The sequence below is a fragment of the Janthinobacterium sp. HH106 genome, assembly GCF_001758725.1.
Taxonomy (GTDB): domain Bacteria; phylum Pseudomonadota; class Gammaproteobacteria; order Burkholderiales; family Burkholderiaceae_D; genus Janthinobacterium.
In genome coordinates this window covers 221,678-239,554 of the sequence record NZ_LRIC01000008.1, presented here as the reverse complement: position 1 = coordinate 239,554, position 17,877 = coordinate 221,678, and the positions used below count along the sequence as shown (strand labels likewise).

The 17,877-nt window shown below is 64.6% G+C and carries 18 protein-coding genes; 15 read left to right on the top strand and 3 right to left on the bottom strand.

Features of this window, described 5'->3' with window-relative positions:
* Window positions 1-11: 11 nt before the first annotated feature.
* Complete coding sequence (gene tssJ / locus JAB8_RS05460) at window positions 12-608, bottom strand: type VI secretion system lipoprotein TssJ (protein WP_070288792.1); 597 nt, start codon at window positions 606-608, stop codon at window positions 12-14.
* 271 nt (window positions 609-879) lie between these two features.
* Here tssJ and JAB8_RS05455 point away from each other — a divergent pair, with 271 nt between their 5' ends.
* From JAB8_RS05455 to JAB8_RS05400, 12 genes are all read left to right on the top strand, one after another.
* Window positions 880-1,470 (top strand): tetratricopeptide repeat protein, encoded by a 591-nt coding sequence (locus tag JAB8_RS05455; RefSeq protein ID WP_070288791.1) that lies wholly within the window; start codon window positions 880-882, stop codon window positions 1,468-1,470.
* 37 nt (window positions 1,471-1,507) lie between these two features.
* Entirely contained in the window at window positions 1,508-2,017 is a 510-nt protein-coding gene (tssB, locus tag JAB8_RS05450; RefSeq protein WP_070288790.1) for a type VI secretion system contractile sheath small subunit, read from the top strand.
* Between the two features lies 1 nt (window position 2,018).
* The gene (gene tssC / locus JAB8_RS05445) at window positions 2,019-3,509 is read left to right on the top strand and encodes a type VI secretion system contractile sheath large subunit (protein ID WP_070224152.1); all 1,491 of its coding nucleotides are present in this window, start codon (window positions 2,019-2,021) and stop codon (window positions 3,507-3,509) included.
* A 31-nt stretch (window positions 3,510-3,540) separates the two neighbouring features.
* Complete coding sequence (locus JAB8_RS05440; protein WP_034750126.1) at window positions 3,541-4,032, top strand: type VI secretion system tube protein Hcp; 492 nt, start codon at window positions 3,541-3,543, stop codon at window positions 4,030-4,032.
* Between the two features lie 65 nt (window positions 4,033-4,097).
* On the top strand, window positions 4,098-4,574 hold the full coding sequence (gene tssE, locus JAB8_RS05435) for a type VI secretion system baseplate subunit TssE (protein WP_070224151.1): 477 nt from the start codon (window positions 4,098-4,100) through the stop codon (window positions 4,572-4,574).
* Window positions 4,571-7,213 (top strand): type VI secretion system ATPase TssH, encoded by a 2,643-nt coding sequence (tssH, locus tag JAB8_RS05430; RefSeq protein WP_070288789.1) that lies wholly within the window; start codon window positions 4,571-4,573, stop codon window positions 7,211-7,213. Before tssE ends, tssH begins: the two co-directional genes overlap by 4 nt.
* Before the next feature lie 34 nt (window positions 7,214-7,247).
* Window positions 7,248-8,285, top strand: coding sequence for a type VI secretion system protein TssA (gene tssA, locus JAB8_RS05425; protein ID WP_070288788.1), 1,038 nt, complete (start codon window positions 7,248-7,250; stop codon window positions 8,283-8,285).
* Between the two features lie 33 nt (window positions 8,286-8,318).
* Window positions 8,319-9,119 carry an ABC transporter substrate-binding protein gene (locus JAB8_RS05420; protein ID WP_070288787.1) on the top strand — a complete coding sequence of 267 codons (801 nt, stop codon included), beginning with the start codon at window positions 8,319-8,321 and terminating at the stop codon, window positions 9,117-9,119.
* A gap of 25 nt (window positions 9,120-9,144) precedes the next feature.
* Entirely contained in the window at window positions 9,145-9,657 is a 513-nt protein-coding gene (locus tag JAB8_RS05415) for a lipocalin family protein (RefSeq protein ID WP_070288786.1), read from the top strand.
* Between the two features lie 263 nt (window positions 9,658-9,920).
* Window positions 9,921-11,678 carry a methyl-accepting chemotaxis protein gene (locus JAB8_RS05410; protein WP_070288785.1) on the top strand — a complete coding sequence of 586 codons (1,758 nt, stop codon included), beginning with the start codon at window positions 9,921-9,923 and terminating at the stop codon, window positions 11,676-11,678.
* Window positions 11,679-11,803: 125 nt separating this feature from the next.
* Window positions 11,804-12,472 carry a tRNA-uridine aminocarboxypropyltransferase gene (locus tag JAB8_RS05405; RefSeq protein ID WP_071650273.1) on the top strand — a complete coding sequence of 223 codons (669 nt, stop codon included), beginning with the start codon at window positions 11,804-11,806 and terminating at the stop codon, window positions 12,470-12,472.
* 128 nt (window positions 12,473-12,600) lie between these two features.
* Window positions 12,601-13,743, top strand: a complete 1,143-nt coding sequence (locus JAB8_RS05400) for a PA0069 family radical SAM protein (protein ID WP_070288816.1) — start codon at window positions 12,601-12,603, stop codon at window positions 13,741-13,743.
* 45 nt (window positions 13,744-13,788) lie between these two features.
* On the opposite strand, the gene JAB8_RS05395 is transcribed toward JAB8_RS05400, so the two are convergent.
* Both JAB8_RS05395 and JAB8_RS05390 read right to left on the bottom strand, forming a co-directional pair.
* Window positions 13,789-14,406: a gamma-glutamylcyclotransferase gene (locus tag JAB8_RS05395; RefSeq protein WP_070288784.1), complete on the bottom strand. Its 618-nt coding sequence runs from the start codon at window positions 14,404-14,406 to the stop codon at window positions 13,789-13,791.
* A 29-nt stretch (window positions 14,407-14,435) separates the two neighbouring features.
* The gene (locus tag JAB8_RS05390) at window positions 14,436-15,404 is read right to left on the bottom strand and encodes a LysR family transcriptional regulator (protein ID WP_070224144.1); all 969 of its coding nucleotides are present in this window, start codon (window positions 15,402-15,404) and stop codon (window positions 14,436-14,438) included.
* A 106-nt stretch (window positions 15,405-15,510) separates the two neighbouring features.
* Here JAB8_RS05390 and JAB8_RS05385 point away from each other — a divergent pair, with 106 nt between their 5' ends.
* From JAB8_RS05385 to maiA, 3 genes are read left to right on the top strand one after another with little or no spacing between them, the layout of a single operon-like run.
* Window positions 15,511-16,044, top strand: coding sequence for a VOC family protein (locus tag JAB8_RS05385; RefSeq protein ID WP_070224143.1), 534 nt, complete (start codon window positions 15,511-15,513; stop codon window positions 16,042-16,044).
* A 52-nt stretch (window positions 16,045-16,096) separates the two neighbouring features.
* Window positions 16,097-17,131 (top strand): fumarylacetoacetate hydrolase family protein, encoded by a 1,035-nt coding sequence (locus JAB8_RS05380; RefSeq protein ID WP_070288783.1) that lies wholly within the window; start codon window positions 16,097-16,099, stop codon window positions 17,129-17,131.
* A gap of 15 nt (window positions 17,132-17,146) precedes the next feature.
* Window positions 17,147-17,797 carry a maleylacetoacetate isomerase gene (maiA, locus tag JAB8_RS05375; protein WP_070288782.1) on the top strand — a complete coding sequence of 217 codons (651 nt, stop codon included), beginning with the start codon at window positions 17,147-17,149 and terminating at the stop codon, window positions 17,795-17,797.
* Window positions 17,798-17,877 lie beyond the last annotated feature (80 nt).

Genomic DNA, 17,877 nt, shown 5'->3' with positions numbered 1-17,877 from the left:
GTCTGTTGGTGCTATTGGCAGCGCGGGGCCGACAGCGTGGACGTGCCGCTGATGCTGAGCGCGCACGCATGCAGGCCGACGGTGATGCCGCTGCGTTCCGCGTCGGCGGCGGCAAAGGTGGCGCGCCAGCGCTGTGTCGCAGGCGCGCGGAACAGGGCCACGACGCCGATGAAATACGCTTCCTTGCTGACTTTTTCCTGCACTTCGTAGCGCTGGCCCGGCACCAGCAGCACCTCTTTGACTTCCATCAGGTCGGCGCCCAGCGCCGCTTTTTCGCGCTGCGCGTCGAGGAAGCTGTCGTAAGGCGCCTGCTCGAAGGCGGCGCTCTGGCGTAGCTTGTAGATGCGCGCCACCAGCGCCAGCGGCCGGCCGTCGGCATCGGTGTTCAGGCGCTGCGCCGCGTGCAGGCGGATGCTGACATTGCGCGGCGGCTGCTGCGCGTCGGGCAGTTCCGGCGGCGGCTTGGCCACGCCGGCCATTTGCAGCGCCGCGTTGGCCAGGGTGCCGATGGCGCCGCCCGCGCAGCCGGTCAGCAGCAACGCTTGCAGCAATGCCAGCAACGGTAGCGCGGTGGCGCGGGCCGGGCGGAGTAGGGCGTCAGGTGGCATGGGCGACCTTTGCAAGATGAAGTGTGGAAACAAAAGTGTTGCAGTCATTTAAACGCATGCACGGGCGACCTGCTTGCGTTGGCGCAAGATCGGTCTGCGATCAAGACAATTACTGCGCCAGATCAGGATTCATGTCGTCCTGCGCGGCTGCAGCGTGGAACTTCTTCTTTGCTGATTAATCTCAATTTGGTAAAAAATTGCCGATCAATAATAGTCTTCACGCCGCCCATCTTTCCCAGCGGTAGCGTCCTCCACGTGAAGGAGTACCCCGATGAAGCCAGCCACGATATCGCTCCGTATTGTCTGCCTTGCCAGCGCCTTGCTGCTGGCCGCCTGCGCCACGCCGGACCAGTCGGCGTCCCCAAAACCTGCCGCGGCGACCCTGGCGCAAGTGATGAGCGACGCCGATGCGGCGGCGCGCGCCGGCCAGTACGAGCGTGCCATGACCCTGCTTCAGCGCGGCGGCGCGAGCTATCCCGCCGACAAGGCGCCGTGGCTGCAAATGGCGCAGATGAAGTTCGACCGCGGCCAGTACGGCGACGCCATCGGCCATGCGCTTGAAGCGCTGGAGCGCGACCCGGACGACAAGGTGGCCAACAGCATCGTCGCCGTCAGCGGCTTGCGCCTTTCCGGCAAGGCGCTGGCCGATCTGTCGCGGCAAAACAATCTGAATGGTTCGTTGCGCTCGGAAGCGCAGGACCTGGCCAAGCTGCTGCGCGCAAGCATAGGCGAAGACGTCCTGGTGCCGCCGGCCAGGCGCCCGCCGGCGGCCGGCAAGCGCGCGGCCGGTTCCGGTACGCCGGCGGCGAAGGGCGCGGCGCAGCAAGGCAGCGCGGCCGACCCGTTCAGCGGCCTGAAATAAGCGAGCATCCCCACCATCTCCTTGCAAAGGAAGCGACATGTCCAAGTCCGACAGCGTGCAAAAACGCCTGAAGCAGGTACGCGCGCCGCGCGTGCAAATGACCTATGACGTCGAGATCGGCGACGCGATTGAAAACAAGGAGCTGCCCTTCGTGGTCGGCGTGCTGGGCGACTTTGGCGGCAACCCTGACAGCGAGAAAAAACGCCTGAAGGAGCGCAAGTTCGTTTCCATCGACAGCGCCAATTTCGACGAAGTGCTGGCCGGCGTGGAGCCGGTAGCCCGTTTCGCCGTGCCGAACCGTATCAGCGAGGCGGGCGGCACGTTCGCCGTCGATCTGCACTTCCGCTCGATGGACGACTTCCGCCCGGAATCGGTGGTGCGCCAGGTCGATCCCTTGCGCAAGCTGCTCGAGGCGCGCACCAAGCTGGCCGACCTGCGCAACAAGCTGGCCGGCAACGACAAGCTGGAAGACTTGCTGACGGAAGTGCTGAACAACACGGACAGCCTGGCTACCCTGAAACCGCAGTTCCAAGCGCAGGAGGATTGAGATGAGTACCCAGGCAGAGGCCCTAGCAGTATCCACGCCCGGCGCGCCGGCCGCGACCGATTTGCTCGACCAGATCGTCGAGCAAAGCCGCGTCGCCAAGTCCGGTGCCGAACATGCGCGCGCGCGTGACCTGATCTCGGAACTGGTGGCGCAGGTGCTCGACGGCACGGTACTGATGTCGAGCAGCCTGTCGGCCACCTTGGACGCGCGCGTGGCGGAGATCGACCGCCTGATTTCGGCCCAGCTCAGCGAAATCATGCACGCGGCGCCGTTCCAGCAGCTCGAACAAAGCTGGACGGGGCTGCGCTACCTGGTCGGCAATTCCGACACGGGCACGCGCCTGCAGATCCGCATGTTCAACGCCACCAAGCGCGAACTGGTGAAGGATTTCCAGGCCGCGCTGGAGTTCGACCAGAGCAGCATGTTCAAGAAGGTGTATGAAGAGGAATTCGGCACCTTCGGCGGTGCGCCATTTGCCGCGCTGCTGGGCGACTTCGCCATCTCGCGCCAGCCAGAAGACATGTATTTCGTCGAGCAGATGTCGCACGTCGCCGCCGCCGCGCACGCGCCCTTCATCGCCTCGGCTGCGCCGGAACTGTTTGGCCTGGAAAGCTACGGTGACCTGGGCAAGCCGCGCGACCTGGCCAAGGTGTTCGATACCGTCGAGTACGCGAAATGGAAAGCCTTCCGCGAATCCGAGGACGCGCGCTATGTCGGCCTGACCTTGCCCCGCTTCCTGGGCCGGCTGCCGTTCAATCCCGTCGACGGCACCACGGTCGACGGTTTTAACTTTGTCGAGGAAGTCGACGGCAGCGACCATCACAAATACCTGTGGTGTAACGCCGCGTATGCGTTTGGCAGCAAGCTGACGCGCGCCTTTGCCGACTACGGCTGGTGCGCCGCCATCCGCGGCGTGGAGGGCGGCGGCCTGGTGGACGACCTGCCGACCCACACCTTCAAGACGGACGAGGGAGACGTGGCCCTGAAATGCCCGGCCGAAGTGGCGATCACCGACCGGCGCGAAAAGGAGTTGTCGGACCTGGGCTTCATCTCGCTGGTGCATTGCAAGAACACGGCGTATGCGGCGTTTTTCGGCGCGCAGTCGGCGCAGAAAAGCCGCAAGTACAACAGCGACGCGGCCAACGCCAACGCGGTGCTGTCGTCGCAGCTGCAGTACATCTTCGCCGTCTCGCGCATCGCGCACTACATGAAGGCCATGATGCGCGACAAGATCGGCAGCTTTGCCGCCGCCTCCAGCGTGGAAGATTTTCTGAATCGCTGGCTGATGCAGTACGTGCTGCTCGACGATAACGCCAGCCAGGAACAGAAGGCGCAGTTCCCGCTGCGCGAGGCGTCCGTGCAGGTACATGAAGTACCGGGCCGGCCCGGCGTGTACCGCGCCGTGTCGTTCCTGCGGCCGCACTTCCAGCTCGATGAATTATCCGTTTCGCTCCGACTGGTCGCGGAGTTGCCGAAGTCGACCAATTCCTGAATTACCCATCTTTCAACCAGAGGAGCACACCATGGCAATCGATGTATATCTGCAGATAGACGGCATCAAAGGCGAGTCCACCGATGACAAGCACAAGGACTGGATCGAATGCAAATCGGTCAGCTGGAGCGTCGAGCAGCCGAAGTCCGCCACCGCCTCGACGGGCGGCGGCCACACGGCCGAACGCTGCGAACACAAGGACATCGTCATCTCCAAGCTGGCCGACCTGGCCTCGCCGGTGCTGTTGCAGACCTGCTCGGCCGGCAAGACCATCCCCAAGGCGCGCTTCGAATTCATGCGCGCCGACGGGCAAGGGGAGCGCGTCAAGTATTTTGAAATCGAAATCGAGAACGTATTGATCGGTGCCGTGACGCCGAATGTGGAAGAAGGCGACATCCTCGGTGAACACGTCGGCTTCAAATTCTCGAAAGTGAAGTGGAAATACACGCAGCAAAAAGTGACGGGCGGCGCCGGCGGCAATACTTCGGGCGGCTGGGACCTGGCCGCGAACCGCGTGGCTTGATCCATGGTGCGCGGCGCGCGGCGGCCACCTTCGCCGCGCGCCGCGCCGATTTTTCAGGAGAGCGCATGGACAGTTATGTACCTGGCCTGTTTGACCGCCTGATGGATGACGGCGGCGGTGCGGCGGGCGGCGTGGCGGTGCGCCTGTCGCTGGAACAATTGAAGGATGCGGTGGCGCGCGACCTGGAGGAACTGCTCAACACGCGCGTGGCCCTGCCGCCCGGCGCGCTCGACGCCTATCCGGAATGCGCGGCCTCCATCGTCAACTATGGCCTCATCGATTTCGCAGGCATGTGCCTGTCTAGCAGCGATGACCGCGCCCGCATCTGCGCAGCGCTGAAGGCGGCCATCGAACGCCATGAACCGCGCCTGCGCAATGTGCGCGCCCGCCTGGAGCGCGAAGCGGGCAGCATCAACCGCGTCGGCTTCGTCATCAGCGGCACCCTGGCCGTGATGGCCGGCGGCGAGGCGGTCAATTTCGACGCCGTGCTGCAGCCGTCGTCGCTGCGCTATTCGATCAACCGCAAGGGAGCCGCCGCATGAGCAATCATTTGAAAACCTTGATCGCCAAACTCAATGACACGGCGCGCACGGCCGCCACCCGCGCCGCCGCCATCTGCGTGGGACTGGGCCAGTACGAAGTCGATGTCGAGCACCTGTTCCTGGCGCTGCTGGAGCAGGAGCGCAGCGATTTCGTCACCATCGCGCGGCGCAGCGAAATCAGCCTGACGGCGCTGGAGGCGGATTTGCGCCGCGAGATCGGCGGCTTCAGGACGGGCAGCGCGCGCACGCCCGTGTTTTCGCGCCACTTGCCGCTGCTGTTCGAACACGCCTGGCTGATCGCTTCGCTGGACACGACGCGGCCAGGGCCCATCCGCAGCCGCCATCTGTTGTTGGCGCTGCTGACGGAGCCGGAACTGTCGCAGCTCGCGTACCGCGGCTCGAAGCTGTTCGCCCGCTTCAGCGTGGAGCAGTTGAAACACCATCCGGACAAGCTGACGGCAGGTTCTGATGAAGAGGAAAGCGCGGCGGTGCCGCAGCTTGCCGACCTGTCCGAAGATCCTGTTGCCGCCCTGGCCAGCAAAACCCCGGCGCTGGACCAGTTCACCACCGACCTGACGCAGCTGGCGCGCGACGGCAAGCTCGATCCCGTGATCGGCCGCGAGACCGAGATACGCCAGGCCGTCGACATCCTGCTGCGCCGGCGCCAGAACAATCCGATACTCACGGGCGAGGCGGGCGTGGGCAAGACGGCCGTGGTGGAAGGCCTGGCCCTGCGCATCGCTGCCGGCGACGTGCCCGAGGTGCTGCAGGGCGCGCACATCCACGCGCTCGACATGGGCTTGCTGCAGGCGGGGGCCAGCGTGAAGGGCGAGTTCGAAAGCCGGCTGAAAAATGTCATCGACGAGGTGGCGAAAAGCCCGCATCCGATCATCCTCTTCATCGACGAGGCGCATACCATGATCGGCGCCGGCGGCCAGGCGGGACAGAATGACGCGGCCAATCTGCTGAAACCGGCGCTGGCGCGCGGCGCCCTGCGCACCATCGCCGCCACCACCTGGAGCGAGTACAAAAAGTACTTTGAAAAGGATGCGGCGCTGGCGCGGCGCTTCCAGGTGGTGAAGGTGGAAGAACCGGGCGAAGACATCGCCTGCGCCATGCTGCGCGCCATGGCGCCGCTGATGGAGCGCCACTTCGGCATCCGCGTGCGCGACGCCGCCATCGTCGAGGCGGTACGCCTGTCGCACCGCTACATCAGCGGGCGTCAGCTGCCCGACAAGGCCATCAGCGTGCTCGATACGGCGTGCGCCAAGGTGGCGCTGGGCCAGCGCGCCACGCCGGCGCAGCTGGAAAACGCGAACCGGCGGCAGGAACGCATCGGTGCGGAAATCGCCGCCCTGAGCCGCGAAGCGGCCGATGGCGAAGTGCCCGACAAAGCCGGCGCTGCGCACCTGGCGCAGCTGCGGCGCGAGCATGACGAAGGACAGGCACAGATCGCGGCGCTGGCGCAGCGCTGGGAGCGCGAAAAAACGCTGGTGACGCAGATCGGTGACTTGCGCGCGCAGCTGCGCGGCGAGCGGCCGGGCGAGATCGGCGCGGCGCGCCTGCTGGCGCTGAAGGAAGAGCTGGCGGCCCTGCAGGGAGAAGCGCCGCTGTCGCCGCTGGAAGTCGATGCGCAGGTGGTGGCCGGCATCGTCGCCGGCTGGACCGGCATCCCGCTGGGAAAAATGCTCAAGGACGAGATCCGCACGGTGCTGACCCTGGAGGGCGCGCTGCGCGAACGGGTGCTGGGACAGGACCACGTCATCGACGCGGTGGCGCAGCGCGTGCGCACGGCGCGCGCCAGCCTGGACGACCCGAACAAGCCGCAAGCCGTGTTCCTGTTCACGGGGCCGTCGGGCACGGGCAAGACGGAAACGGCGCTGGCGCTGGCCGACCTGCTGTACGGCGGCGAGCGCAAGCTCATTACCATCAACATGAGCGAGTACCAGGAAGCGCACAGCGTGGCCGGCCTGAAAGGCTCGCCGCCCGGCTATGTCGGCTATGGCGAAGGCGGCGTGCTGACGGAAGCCGTGCGGCGCCAGCCCTACAGCGTGGTGCTGCTCGACGAGGCGGAAAAAGCTCACCCCGACGTGCTCGAATTGTTCTTCCAGGTGTTCGACAAGGGCGTGCTCGATGATGCGGAAGGGCGCGAAGTCGATTTTCGCAACACCATCATCATCGCCACGTCGAACCTGGGGTCCGGCGCCATGATGGCCGCCTGCCTGAACCGGGTCGCGCAAGACTTGCCCACGCCGGCCGCGCTGGAAGAACTGGTGCGCCCGCAACTGGTGGCGCACTTCAAGCCGGCCCTGCTGGGGCGCCTGAAAGTGCTGCCGTTTTATCCCCTGAACGACGCGGTGCTGGCCGAAATCATCGCCCTGAAGCTGGCGAGGATAGGCGCGCGCATCGCGCGCAACCACCAGGCGCAGTTCAGCCATGATGCGGGCCTGGTCGACGCCGTGCTGGCGCGCTGCACCGAGGTCGATTCGGGCGCGCGCAATGTCGATCAAATTCTCAACGGCAGCCTGCTGCCGGCGATCGCCGAAGCGGTGCTGGCGCGCATGGCGGCAGGCGAGCCGGTCGCATCGATACGCGTCACTGCAAATAAGCAGGGGCAGTTCAAATACACCATCAAATAACGTCAGCAAGTAACGTCACCCCGCGGAGGGCACCATGTTCAATCTGGAGCAGTTGCTGCACCCCGTCAGCGCCGTCAGTCCCTGCGGCGAAGACATCACCTTCAGCCAGGAGCTCGACGCCATCGCGCGCGCGCGCCAGCACGACGACCCGAGCCTGGACCAGGGCGAGTGGGTGACGGCGCTGAAGGAAGCCGACTGGCCTTTCGTGGCGACGCGCTGCGAACAGCTGATCGCCACGCACAGCAAGGATTTGCGCGTGGCCGTGTGGTTGGCCGAAGCGCACGCGAAAACGCGCCACTTCCGCGGCTTGGGCGACGGCTACGCGCTGCTGGCCGGCCTGTGCGAGCGTTACTGGGATGGCCTGTATCCGCCGGCGGAAGAGGGCGACCAGGAGCAGCGTATCGGCAATGTCTTCTGGCTGCTCTCGCGCACGCCGCAGCTGCTGCGCGAGATCCCGCTGACCGAAGGGGCCGACGGCCTGTTTTCGCTGCAGGATTTCGATGCGGCGCGCCAGCGTGCGGCCGCCAGCCTGGCGCCGGGCGCGGCGGAGCAGGGCTGGGGCGATGCGCGCCACGACGAAGGCGTGACCCTGGCGCAGATGGAGGCGGCGCGGCAAAGGAACTCGCGCGCCTTTTCCGACGGCCTGCTGGCCGATGCCCAATACTGCATGCAGTCGCTGCTGGCGTTCGAACGCAGCGTCGACGCGCGTTTCGGCGTCGACGGTCCGAGTTTTCGCGCCGCGCGCGAAGCGCTGGAAAACGCCATTCATTTCATCGCGCCGCTGTCACCGGATGCGGACTTTGCCGGCGCGCCGAGGGCCGCTGGCCAGGGCGCTGACGCAGGCGCAGGCGGGGGCGCCATCGTGCAGCGCCAGCAGGCGCTGGCCCAGCTGCGTCAGGTGGCCGATTTTTTCCGCCGCACGGAGCCGCACAGCCCCGTCGCCTACCTGGCCGACAAGGCCGCCAGCTGGGGCGAGCTGCCGCTGCACCTGTGGCTGCGCGCCGTCGTGAAGGATTCAAGCACCCTGGCGCAACTCGACGAAATGCTGGGCACGAACAGCGCGAACGGATGATTGGTTTGCGCGCTTCCATGCTAATCTTCCGGCATGTCCAGAATGTTCATCCTGCCTGCCGCGCTATGCCTGTTCCTCGCTGCCAGTGCGCGGGCGGAAGGGGCGACGCCGCTGGTGATCTATGGCGACGACGATTATCCGCCGTACTCCTACGTCGACAACGGCCAGCTGAAAGGCATCTACACGGAGATCGTGCGCGAAGCCGTGCAATCGATGCCGCAATATGCGGTGCAACTGCGTCCCGTGCCGTGGAAACGGGGCGTGCTGATGCTGCAGACAGGCGAGGCGTTTGCCCTGTATCCGCCGTATTCGTGGCGCAGCGAGCGGCCGTACGTGCGCTATTCCGTGCCGTTGCTGATGGAGCAGCTGGTGGTGCTGTGCAACCAGGACGTGCTGGCGAAGCGCGCGCTGCGGCAATGGCCCGCCGATTACGGCGGCCTGCACATCGGCGTGAACGCGGGTTTTTTGCTGGGCGATGCGCAACAGACGGCAGCCCTGCAAGCGGCCAGCATCGTGTTCGATACGGCCAAGGGCACGCGCACGAATCTGCTCAAGCTGATGCGCGGGCGTATCGATTGCTATGTCAGCGACCGCCTGTCGGCGCAGTGGGAATTGCAGCGCATCCGGCGCGAGGGTGCGCCGGGCACGCCGATGCAGGCGATACAGGAAACCGCGCAGCTGGCCAGCCAGCAGGGCCACCTGGGTTTTACGGAGCGCCGGCCTGCCGCCTACCCTTATCGCGATGACTTTATCGAACAATTCAATGCGGCCATCGTGCGCATGCAAGCCAATGGCGCAATTCGCCGCATCCTGGACCGCGCGCTGCTGCCCTGACTGATTCAACCCGATGGAGAAAAACATGAAAAGAATATTATTGCTATGTGTGCTCGTGCTGGCCGGCTGCGTAGGCCGGCCCGAGAATATTGTACCTGTCAGCAATTTCGACACGACCCGTTATCTGGGCAAATGGTATGAGATCGCGCGCCTCGACCACTCGTTCGAGCGGGGCCTGAGCCACGTGACGGCCGACTACAGCCTGCGCCAGGATGGCGGCCTGAAAGTGCTCAACCGCGGCTACCAGGATGCGGACGCGAAGTGGAAGGAAGCGGAAGGCAAGGCGTATTTCGTCTACAAGAAAGACGTGGGCTACCTGAAAGTGTCGTTTTTCGGGCCCTTCTATGGTTCCTACATCGTGTTTGATTTGGACCAGCATGATTACAGCTATTCCATGATCAGCGGCCCCGACAAGTCCTACTTCTGGTTGCTGTCGCGCACGCCCACCATGGATCCTGCCTTGCAGCGGCGCCTGATCGAGAAAGCCGGCGGCTTGGGTTTCGATACATCAAAATTGATCTATGTGAAGCAAAACTGACCTTGCTTGCCTGCCGCCCGTTCGTGGCGGCATACCGTCTTCTGGTTGTTGCTTTTCTGCATGTTATTTCTTGCAATACCATCCTGATTCACTCACAATCTGCTCCAAAGTGGTGCGCTGCGGCGTGCTGCCATTCTGGTGACGCGCCTGCCGTTGCGTCGCCGCTCGTGATTGCCGCACGGCAGATGCCTGCTATATTGATACGTAGCAGCACGTCGGTTTCGTGGCGTCTGTGCATTGTTTTTTCAGATAGGAATCACGCAATGAAAAACCTCAAAATCGGCGTACGTCTCGGTGGCGGTTTTGCCGCCGTCCTGCTCCTGTTGACGACCCTGACCGTGGTGGGCATCGTGCAGATGCAAAGCGCCAGCAAGGAAACCGATGCGCTGGTCAACGTCAAGGTGCGCAACGAGCGCCTGATTGGTGAATGGACCAAGGTCATCGAGGTGAACGCGGCGCGCACGGCGGCCGCCTGGAAAGTCGGCGATCCCGAACACCAGAAGCAGTTTGAACAGGAAATGGCCGTCTCGTCGGCACGCGCCACGGAAATTCAGAACGCTATCGGCAAAAGCGAGCTGAATGCCGAAGAGCAATCGCTGTACCAGGAGGTGCTGAGCACGCGCAAGGCTTACACGGAAGTACGCAAGAATGTGTTCAAGGCCAAGAATGCGGGCGATCTGGAATTGGGCAAGCGCCTGTACGAAGGCGACATGGTCGCCAAGCGCGACATCTATCTGGCGTCGTTGAAGAAGCTGGAACTGCTGGAAGCCAAATTGCTCGACGAAACGGCTGCGCAAATTCGTTCGCGCTACGAAAACGGCCGCCTGCTGCTGATCTCGCTGGGCGTGGTGGCCATCTTGCTGGGCATTGCCTGCGCCTACTGGATCACGCGCTCGATCACGCGTCCCATCACGCGTGCAGTCGAGGTGGCGCAAGCCGTTTCCGCCGGCGACCTGACCAGCCATATCGTCGTGGAAAGCCGCGATGAGACGGGGCAATTGATGCACGCGCTGAAAAACATGAACGATAAACTGGTCAGTATCGTGGGTCAGGTGCGCGCCGGCACCGAATCGATCAGCACGGCGTCGAGCGAAATCGCGGCCGGCAACCTGGACTTGTCGTCGCGCACGGAAGAGCAGGCCAGTTCGCTGGAAGAGACGGCATCGTCCATGGAAGAGCTGACCTCCACCGTGAAACTCAACGCCGACAATGCGCGCAGCGCCAACCAGCTGGCCATCGACGCCTCGCAGATCGCCAGCAAGGGTGGCGTGGTGGTCTCGGAAGTGGTCAGCACCATGGGCTCGATCAACGATTCCTCGCGCAAGATCGTCGACATCATCAGCGTCATCGACGCCATCGCCTTCCAGACGAATATCCTGGCCCTGAACGCGGCCGTCGAAGCGGCCCGCGCCGGCGAGCAGGGCCGTGGTTTTGCCGTCGTGGCCTCCGAGGTGCGCAACCTGGCGCAGCGCTCTAGCGCGGCGGCCAAGGAAATCAAGGGCTTGATCGACGATTCCGTGCAAAAGGTCGAGGCCGGTTCGCAACTGGTGGACAAGGCGGGCCGCACCATGGACGAGATCGTGCAAAGCATCAGCCACGTGACGCAGATCATGAACCAGATCACCGACGCCAGCGATGAGCAGCGCACCGGCATCGAACAAGTCAACCGGGCCATCGGCCAGATGGACCAGGTGACGCAGCAAAACGCGGCCCTCGTGGAAGAAGCGGCGGCGGCGGCCGAATCCATGCAGGAACAGGCAGCCAAGCTGGCCGACGTGGTGGGCGTGTTCAAGCTCGATGCCACACAGCGCTATGTTTCGGCCAGTGCTGGCCCGTCCGTGACGGCGTCGGCGCCCATCAAAGCTGCGGTGCGGCCTGCCATGCGGCACGCCACGCCGCGGACGCCGGCACCCGCCGTGGCCGCGCCTGCGCCGGGCAAGGCGGCGCCAGCGGAAGCTGTGCGTGCACGCACACCGAAGACGACGGTGGCATCCGGTGCCGACGACTGGGAAGAGTTTTAAGCGCAGGTGTTTTAAGCGCAGCTTTCCCTTGGCATGGCACGGGCGCTACAATCGCGGCTTGAAGACAGCCGCGAACGCGCTCCGCCATGACCACCCGCCGTACCTCCCGCTCTATTTCCAGCGCGATCGCCAGCCCTGGCGCCGCATCCTCCTTCCAGGCTGAACCCGCCAAACGCGCACGCTGCCCGGTTTGCCTGCGCGCTGCGTCCAGCTGCATTTGTCGCTGGACTGCCCCCGTCGCCCACGCCGTGGACGTGCTGATCCTCCAGCATCCGCTGGAAGTCCACAACGCCAAGGGCAGCGCCCGCTTGCTGCATCTGAGCCTGCCCAACAGCCGCCTGCTGACGGGCGAACAGTTTGCCCCGGAGGCGCTCGCTGAACTGCTGGCCGACAAGCACAATGTGCTGCTGTACCCGGATACGCCAGGCGACCGTTCGCTGGGCATCGCGCCGCCGCCAGCGCTCGACCCGTCCATCTTGCTCGATCCGGCCCGATTTTCGAGCCAATTGCGGCTGGTGGTGCTGGACGCCACCTGGCGCAAGAGCCGCAAGATGCTGTATCTGAATCCCCTGTTGCAACAGCTGCCGCGCCTGCCGCTGCGCGATACACCCGCTTCCCATTATCTGATCCGCAAGGCGCATGCGCCAGACCAGTTATCGACCCTGGAAGCGACGTGCTATGCCCTGATGCAGTTGGAGCAGGACGCTTCCCGCTTCGTTCCCTTGATCACGGCATTTGACGGCTTTGTGGCGCAGCAGTTGAGTTATGTCATGCCGCATGGCGAAAAAGCTTGAAACGACAGCACGGTAGCCCTTGATCTTGGCCGCACAGCGGCATAGTATACTGTACGTATATACAGTTGATGGGGCCGTTCATGAAAGCAATCATTCCAGAGCACGATGACAGCTTCGCCGGGCAAGCCATGTTGCCGCCGCAATCGCTGAAAGCGCAAAAGGGGCGCGGGGCCGTCTCGAATCTGCTGGGGCGCCACGAGACGCATGCGCGCGCCGGTTTCGATGACGGCTGGAGCGTGGGCGGCCTGGGCGAGGCGGCTGGGGAGGCGGCGGCGCCGGGATGGAAGACGCAGGTCAGCGACGAACAGGCGCGCACCATTCTCACGCGCAACGCTTCGCCCGATTTGCCCTTCAACGTGTCGCTGAACCCGTACCGGGGGTGTGAACATGGCTGTATTTATTGCTTTGCCCGCCCCACGCACAGCTACCTGGGCCTGTCGCCGGGCCTGGATTTCGAAAGCCGCATCTACGCCAAGGTGAACGCCCCCGAACTGTTGCGGCGCGAACTGGCCAAGCCGTCGTATGTGCCCGAACCGATCGCCCTGGGCGTCAATACCGATGCGTATCAGCCGTGCGAACGCGAACGGCAGCTGACGCGGCGCGTGCTGGAAGTGCTGCACGAATGCGACCACCCCGTGGCGCTGATCACGAAATCATCGCTGATCGAGCGCGATATCGACATGCTGGCGCCCATGGCGGCCAGGCGCCTGGCTGCCGTGGCCGTCACTGTCACGACGCTGGACCCGGCCATCGCGCGCACCCTGGAGCCGCGCGCGGCCGCCCCGGCGCGGCGCCTGCGCACCATCCGCACCCTGACGGACGCGGGTATTCCCGTGGGCGTGAGCATCGCGCCCATCATCCCGTTCGTGACGGAGCCGGAAATCGAGCAGCTGCTCGAAGCCGTGCGCGACGCGGGCGCCATCCACGCCCATTACGTGGTGCTGCGCCTGCCGTGGGAAGTGAGCCCCTTGTTCCAGCAATGGCTGGAAGCGCACTTTCCGGAGCGTGCCCAACGCGTGATGAACCGGGTGCGCGAAATGCGTGGCGGCAAGGATTACGACAGCGCGTTCGGCGCGCGCATGCGGGGCGAAGGCGTGTGGGCCGACCTCATCCGCCAGCGCTTTGAAAAGGCCGTGCACCGGCTGGGGCTGCACGGCAAGGGTGGCCGCTTCAAACAGCTCGATTGCACGCAGTTCCGCCGGCCACTGGTGGTGCCGCCATTGGGTGCAAAAGTAAAAAAAGGCAATGCGGGGCAGCTGGATTTGTTTTAAGTTAAACCAGCGTCAGCGCTGATGCCGCAGGGGTGCGCTGCGGCGCTATCGTGCGGCATTATCCTGTTCCTGCATCTGCGCCAGATGTTGCTCAATGGAAAAGACATGCGGATCGCTCTTGCCCAGTTCGCGCAGGGCGCTGGCCAGGTGCAGCAGGTACTCGCTGTTCGGACCGCTGGGGCCGTTTGATCGGGCGATCTGGCGCGCGATATCGAGTTCCGATGCGGCGCCGAGGAAGGCGGCGTTTTCCTCGTTGGCGATGTACACCAGGCCTTCGACCTTGCTGCCATCGTCGAAGGTGATGTCGGTGGCCAGGCGCAGGTAGCCGTTTTTTTCGCGGTGGTCGAGGTGGGCGAAGACTTCGGGCGTGATCAGATACGCCATGCCGTCGCACACGGCGCCCGCCTGCGGCACGATGGTGGCGACCCGGCCCGGCGCCATCGGCGTGCCCCGGTGGTCGTGCGAACCTTGCCAGAAGCGCCGCGTCCAGCCTTCGATGCTGGCGGGGCGCCGTTCGATATAGGGGAAGTCCGCCTTGTAGATCAGCGAGCCGTAGCCGAACAGCCAGACCTGCTCATGGCCGTCGAATTTGTTCATGCGCTGGTTGATGGCGATGGTAGCGGCGTCGGTGGCAGACAGGGCGTGCTGGTCAGGCTGGGTCATGGTGCAAGTGGATAAGGGGCGATGCGCCATTATAAAGGGGCGCCGGCCGGGCCGCCGGCCGACAGCGCCTCGCGGGCCGTGCCGCCGCCCGCTCCCACGTTCCACTCGTGCGTCTCGACAAAGCGGAACAGGAATGCCATGAAGCTTTCGGCGGCCGGCGACAGCGAACGCCCCGTCTTCGTGTAGACGAAAAAGCGCCGCGTCAGTTCCGGCTCGTGCAGGGTGCGCATGTGCAATTTGTAGAGTTTGACCATCGGCTCCGCGTACGGCAGGCAGACCGTGATGCCGAGGTTGGCGCTGACCATGGCCAGCGCCGTCGTCATGAAGGTCACTTCGTTATAGGGATTGAGCGACAGTTCGCGAAACGCGCCGTGCATGTCGCGCAGCAAACGCTCCGTAAATTGCCCCTGCAGCGAGATGAACGGATAGTCGCCCACGTCGGCCCAGGTCACGCGCTCTTTCTGCTGCAGCGGATGCTGCTCGGGGAAGACCAGTACGAAGGGCATCTCGAACAGCACTTGCGCGGCGATTTCCGCCGTCGGATCGCGCTCGGGGCCGATGCCGAAATCGACTTCGCCGCTGAAGACGCGCGCCGACACGTTTTCCACGGGGCAGTCGACCAGGCGCAGCTGCACCTCCGGGTGCGCCTGGCGGTATGCGGCGATCACTTCCGGCAGCAGGGTGCACGCCATCATCTGCGGCGCGGCGATGCGCACCAGGCCCGTCTTCAGGGCCTTGCGCTGGGCGATGCCGGCCATGGCGCCGTCGAGGTCCTCGATCATCTTTTCAAACAGCGGATACAGTTCGCGGCCGATTTCCGACAGCTGCGTCTTGCGCGTGCTGCGCTCGACCACGCGCACGCCCAGCACGCTCTCCAGTTCCTTGATCAAGCCGCTCAAGGCGGACTGCGTCACGTGCAGGTATTCGGCGGCCAGGGTAAAACTGCCGGTCTTGGCCAGCGCCACGAAGGCGCGCATCTGTCGCAGGCTGGGACTCATAAGATAATCCGATAAATCGATGGTTAAAAATTGTTTGTATGATAGCTGTAACTCGATTCTAATGGTGAAAAGCTGAAAAACCCGCCATCCATCGGAGACAGACATTATGAAGATCAAGCAAATCCACCACGTCGCCTACCGCTGCATCGACGCGAAGAAAACCGTCGAGTGGTACGTCAAGCATTTGAACATGAATTTCGTCCTCGCCATCGCCGAAGACCTGGTGCCGTCGACCAAGGCGCCGGACCCGTACATGCACGTCTTCCTCGACGCGGGCCAGGGCAATGTGCTGGCCTTTTTTGAACTGCCGACGCAGCCGCCGATGGACCGCGACCGCAATACCCCGGCCTGGGTGCAGCACCTGGCGCTGGAAGTGGGCAGCATGGAGGAACTGCTGGCCGCCAAGGAGCGCCTGGTGGCCGCCGGCATCGAGGTGCTGGGCCCGGTGAACCACGCCATCTTCCAGTCGATCTATTTCTTCGACCCCAACGGCCACCGCCTGGAACTGGCAGCCAACGTGGGCACGCCCGAGATGATGGCCAAACTGGACGCCGTCAAATGGGAAATGCTGGAAGAATGGTCGCAGACGCGCCGCGCGCCGAAGCACGCCGCCTGGATGCACGCGCCGGCCGAAGCCTGAGCGCCGCCCACGGCATCCATCTGAACACTAAGCCTAACAAGGAACACACTCCATGAAACTCGCAACCCTGAAAAACGGCAGCCGCGACGGCGCCCTGATCATCGTCAGCCGCGACCTGCGCCAGTACCAGCGCGTGGCCGCCATCGCTCCCACCCTGCAGGCGGCGCTCGACAACTGGGATGCCGTGGCGCCGAAACTGGAACAGGCCTACGCGGCCCTGAACGCGGGCCAGGCGCCGGACGCGCAGCCGTTTGATGCCAATCTGTGCCACTCGCCGCTGCCGCGCGCCTACCAGTGGGCCGACGGTTCGGCCTACATCAACCACGTGGAACTGGTGCGCAAGGCGCGCAACGCGGAAGTGCCGGCCTCGTTCTACACGGACCCGCTGATGTACCAGGGCGGCTCCGACAGCTTTATCGGCCCGCGCGACCCCATCTTCGCCCTGTCGGAAGAGTGGGGCATCGACCTGGAAGCGGAAGTGGCGGTGATCACGGGCGACGTGGCCATGGGCGCCGGCGTGGACGACGCGGCGAAAGCGATCCGGCTGGTGATGCTGGTCAACGACGTCTCCTTGCGCAACCTGATCCCGGGCGAACTGGCCAAGGGCTTCGGTTTCTTCCAGTCGAAGGCGGCCAGCGCGTTTTCGCCCGTCGCCGTCACGCCCGACGAACTGGGTGCCGACTGGGCGGACAGCAAATTGCACCTGCCGCTGCTGGTGGACTTGAACGACAAACCGTTCGGTAAACCAAATGCGGGCGAAGACATGACCTTCAATTTTGCGCAGCTCGTCGCCCATGCGGCGAAGACGCGCGAACTGGGCGCCGGCAGCATCGTCGGCTCCGGCACCGTGTCGAACAAGCAGGGCAACCTGTTCGGCTCCAGCATCGAAAACGGCGGCGTCGGTTACTGCTGCCTGGCCGAAGTGCGCATGTATGAAACCATCGAACACGGCGCGCCAAAAACGGCGTACCTGAAGTTCGGCGACACGGTGCGCATCGAGATGCGCGACGCGGCCGGCGCCAGCATCTTCGGCAGCATCGAGCAGACGGTCGCGCTGTATGTTGGCAACAGCGCCGGCCGCGCCTGAGGGGGAGGCCGCGCCATGAAGCTGTACACCTATTTCCGCAGTTCGGCCGCCTACCGCGTGCGCATCGCCTTGAATTTGAAGGGCATCGATTACGACAGCATCCCGGTGCACCTGCTGCAGGACGGCGGCCAGCAGCTGCTGCCGGCCTACCGCGCCGTCAACCCGTCGGCCCTGGTGCCGGCGCTCGACGACGAGGGCGCCATCCTGACGCAGTCGCTGGCCATGCTCGAATACCTCGACGAGACGCGGCCAGCGGTGCCGCTGCTGCCGGCGGATGCGCTGGGACGCGCCCGCGTGCGCGCGCTGGCGCTGGCGATCGCCTGCGACGCCCATCCGTTGACGAATCTGCGCGTCCTGAAATACCTGAAAAACACCCTGGGGCTGTCGGACGAGGCCAAGCAGGAATGGTACCGCCACTGGATGGCCGAGGGACTGGCGGCCGTGGAAGCGCTGCTGGCGCAGGGCGATCCGGCCGGAGTTGGCCTGTTCTGTCATGGCGACAGCCCGACGATGGCCGACTGCTGCCTGGTGCCGCAAGTGTTCAATGCGCAGCGCTTCGCCATCGACCTGGCGCCGTACCCGCGCGTGGCGCGCATCCACGCGCATTGCGCCGGCTTGCCGGCGTTTGCCGCCGCCCATCCGTCGCAGCAGCCCGACGCCGAATAGCTTTTATAAGGCGCGAGCCAGAACACCCCGCCGGGCACCAGGCGGGGTTTTTTTATGCGTGCTTGATTTGGGCAGTCAAT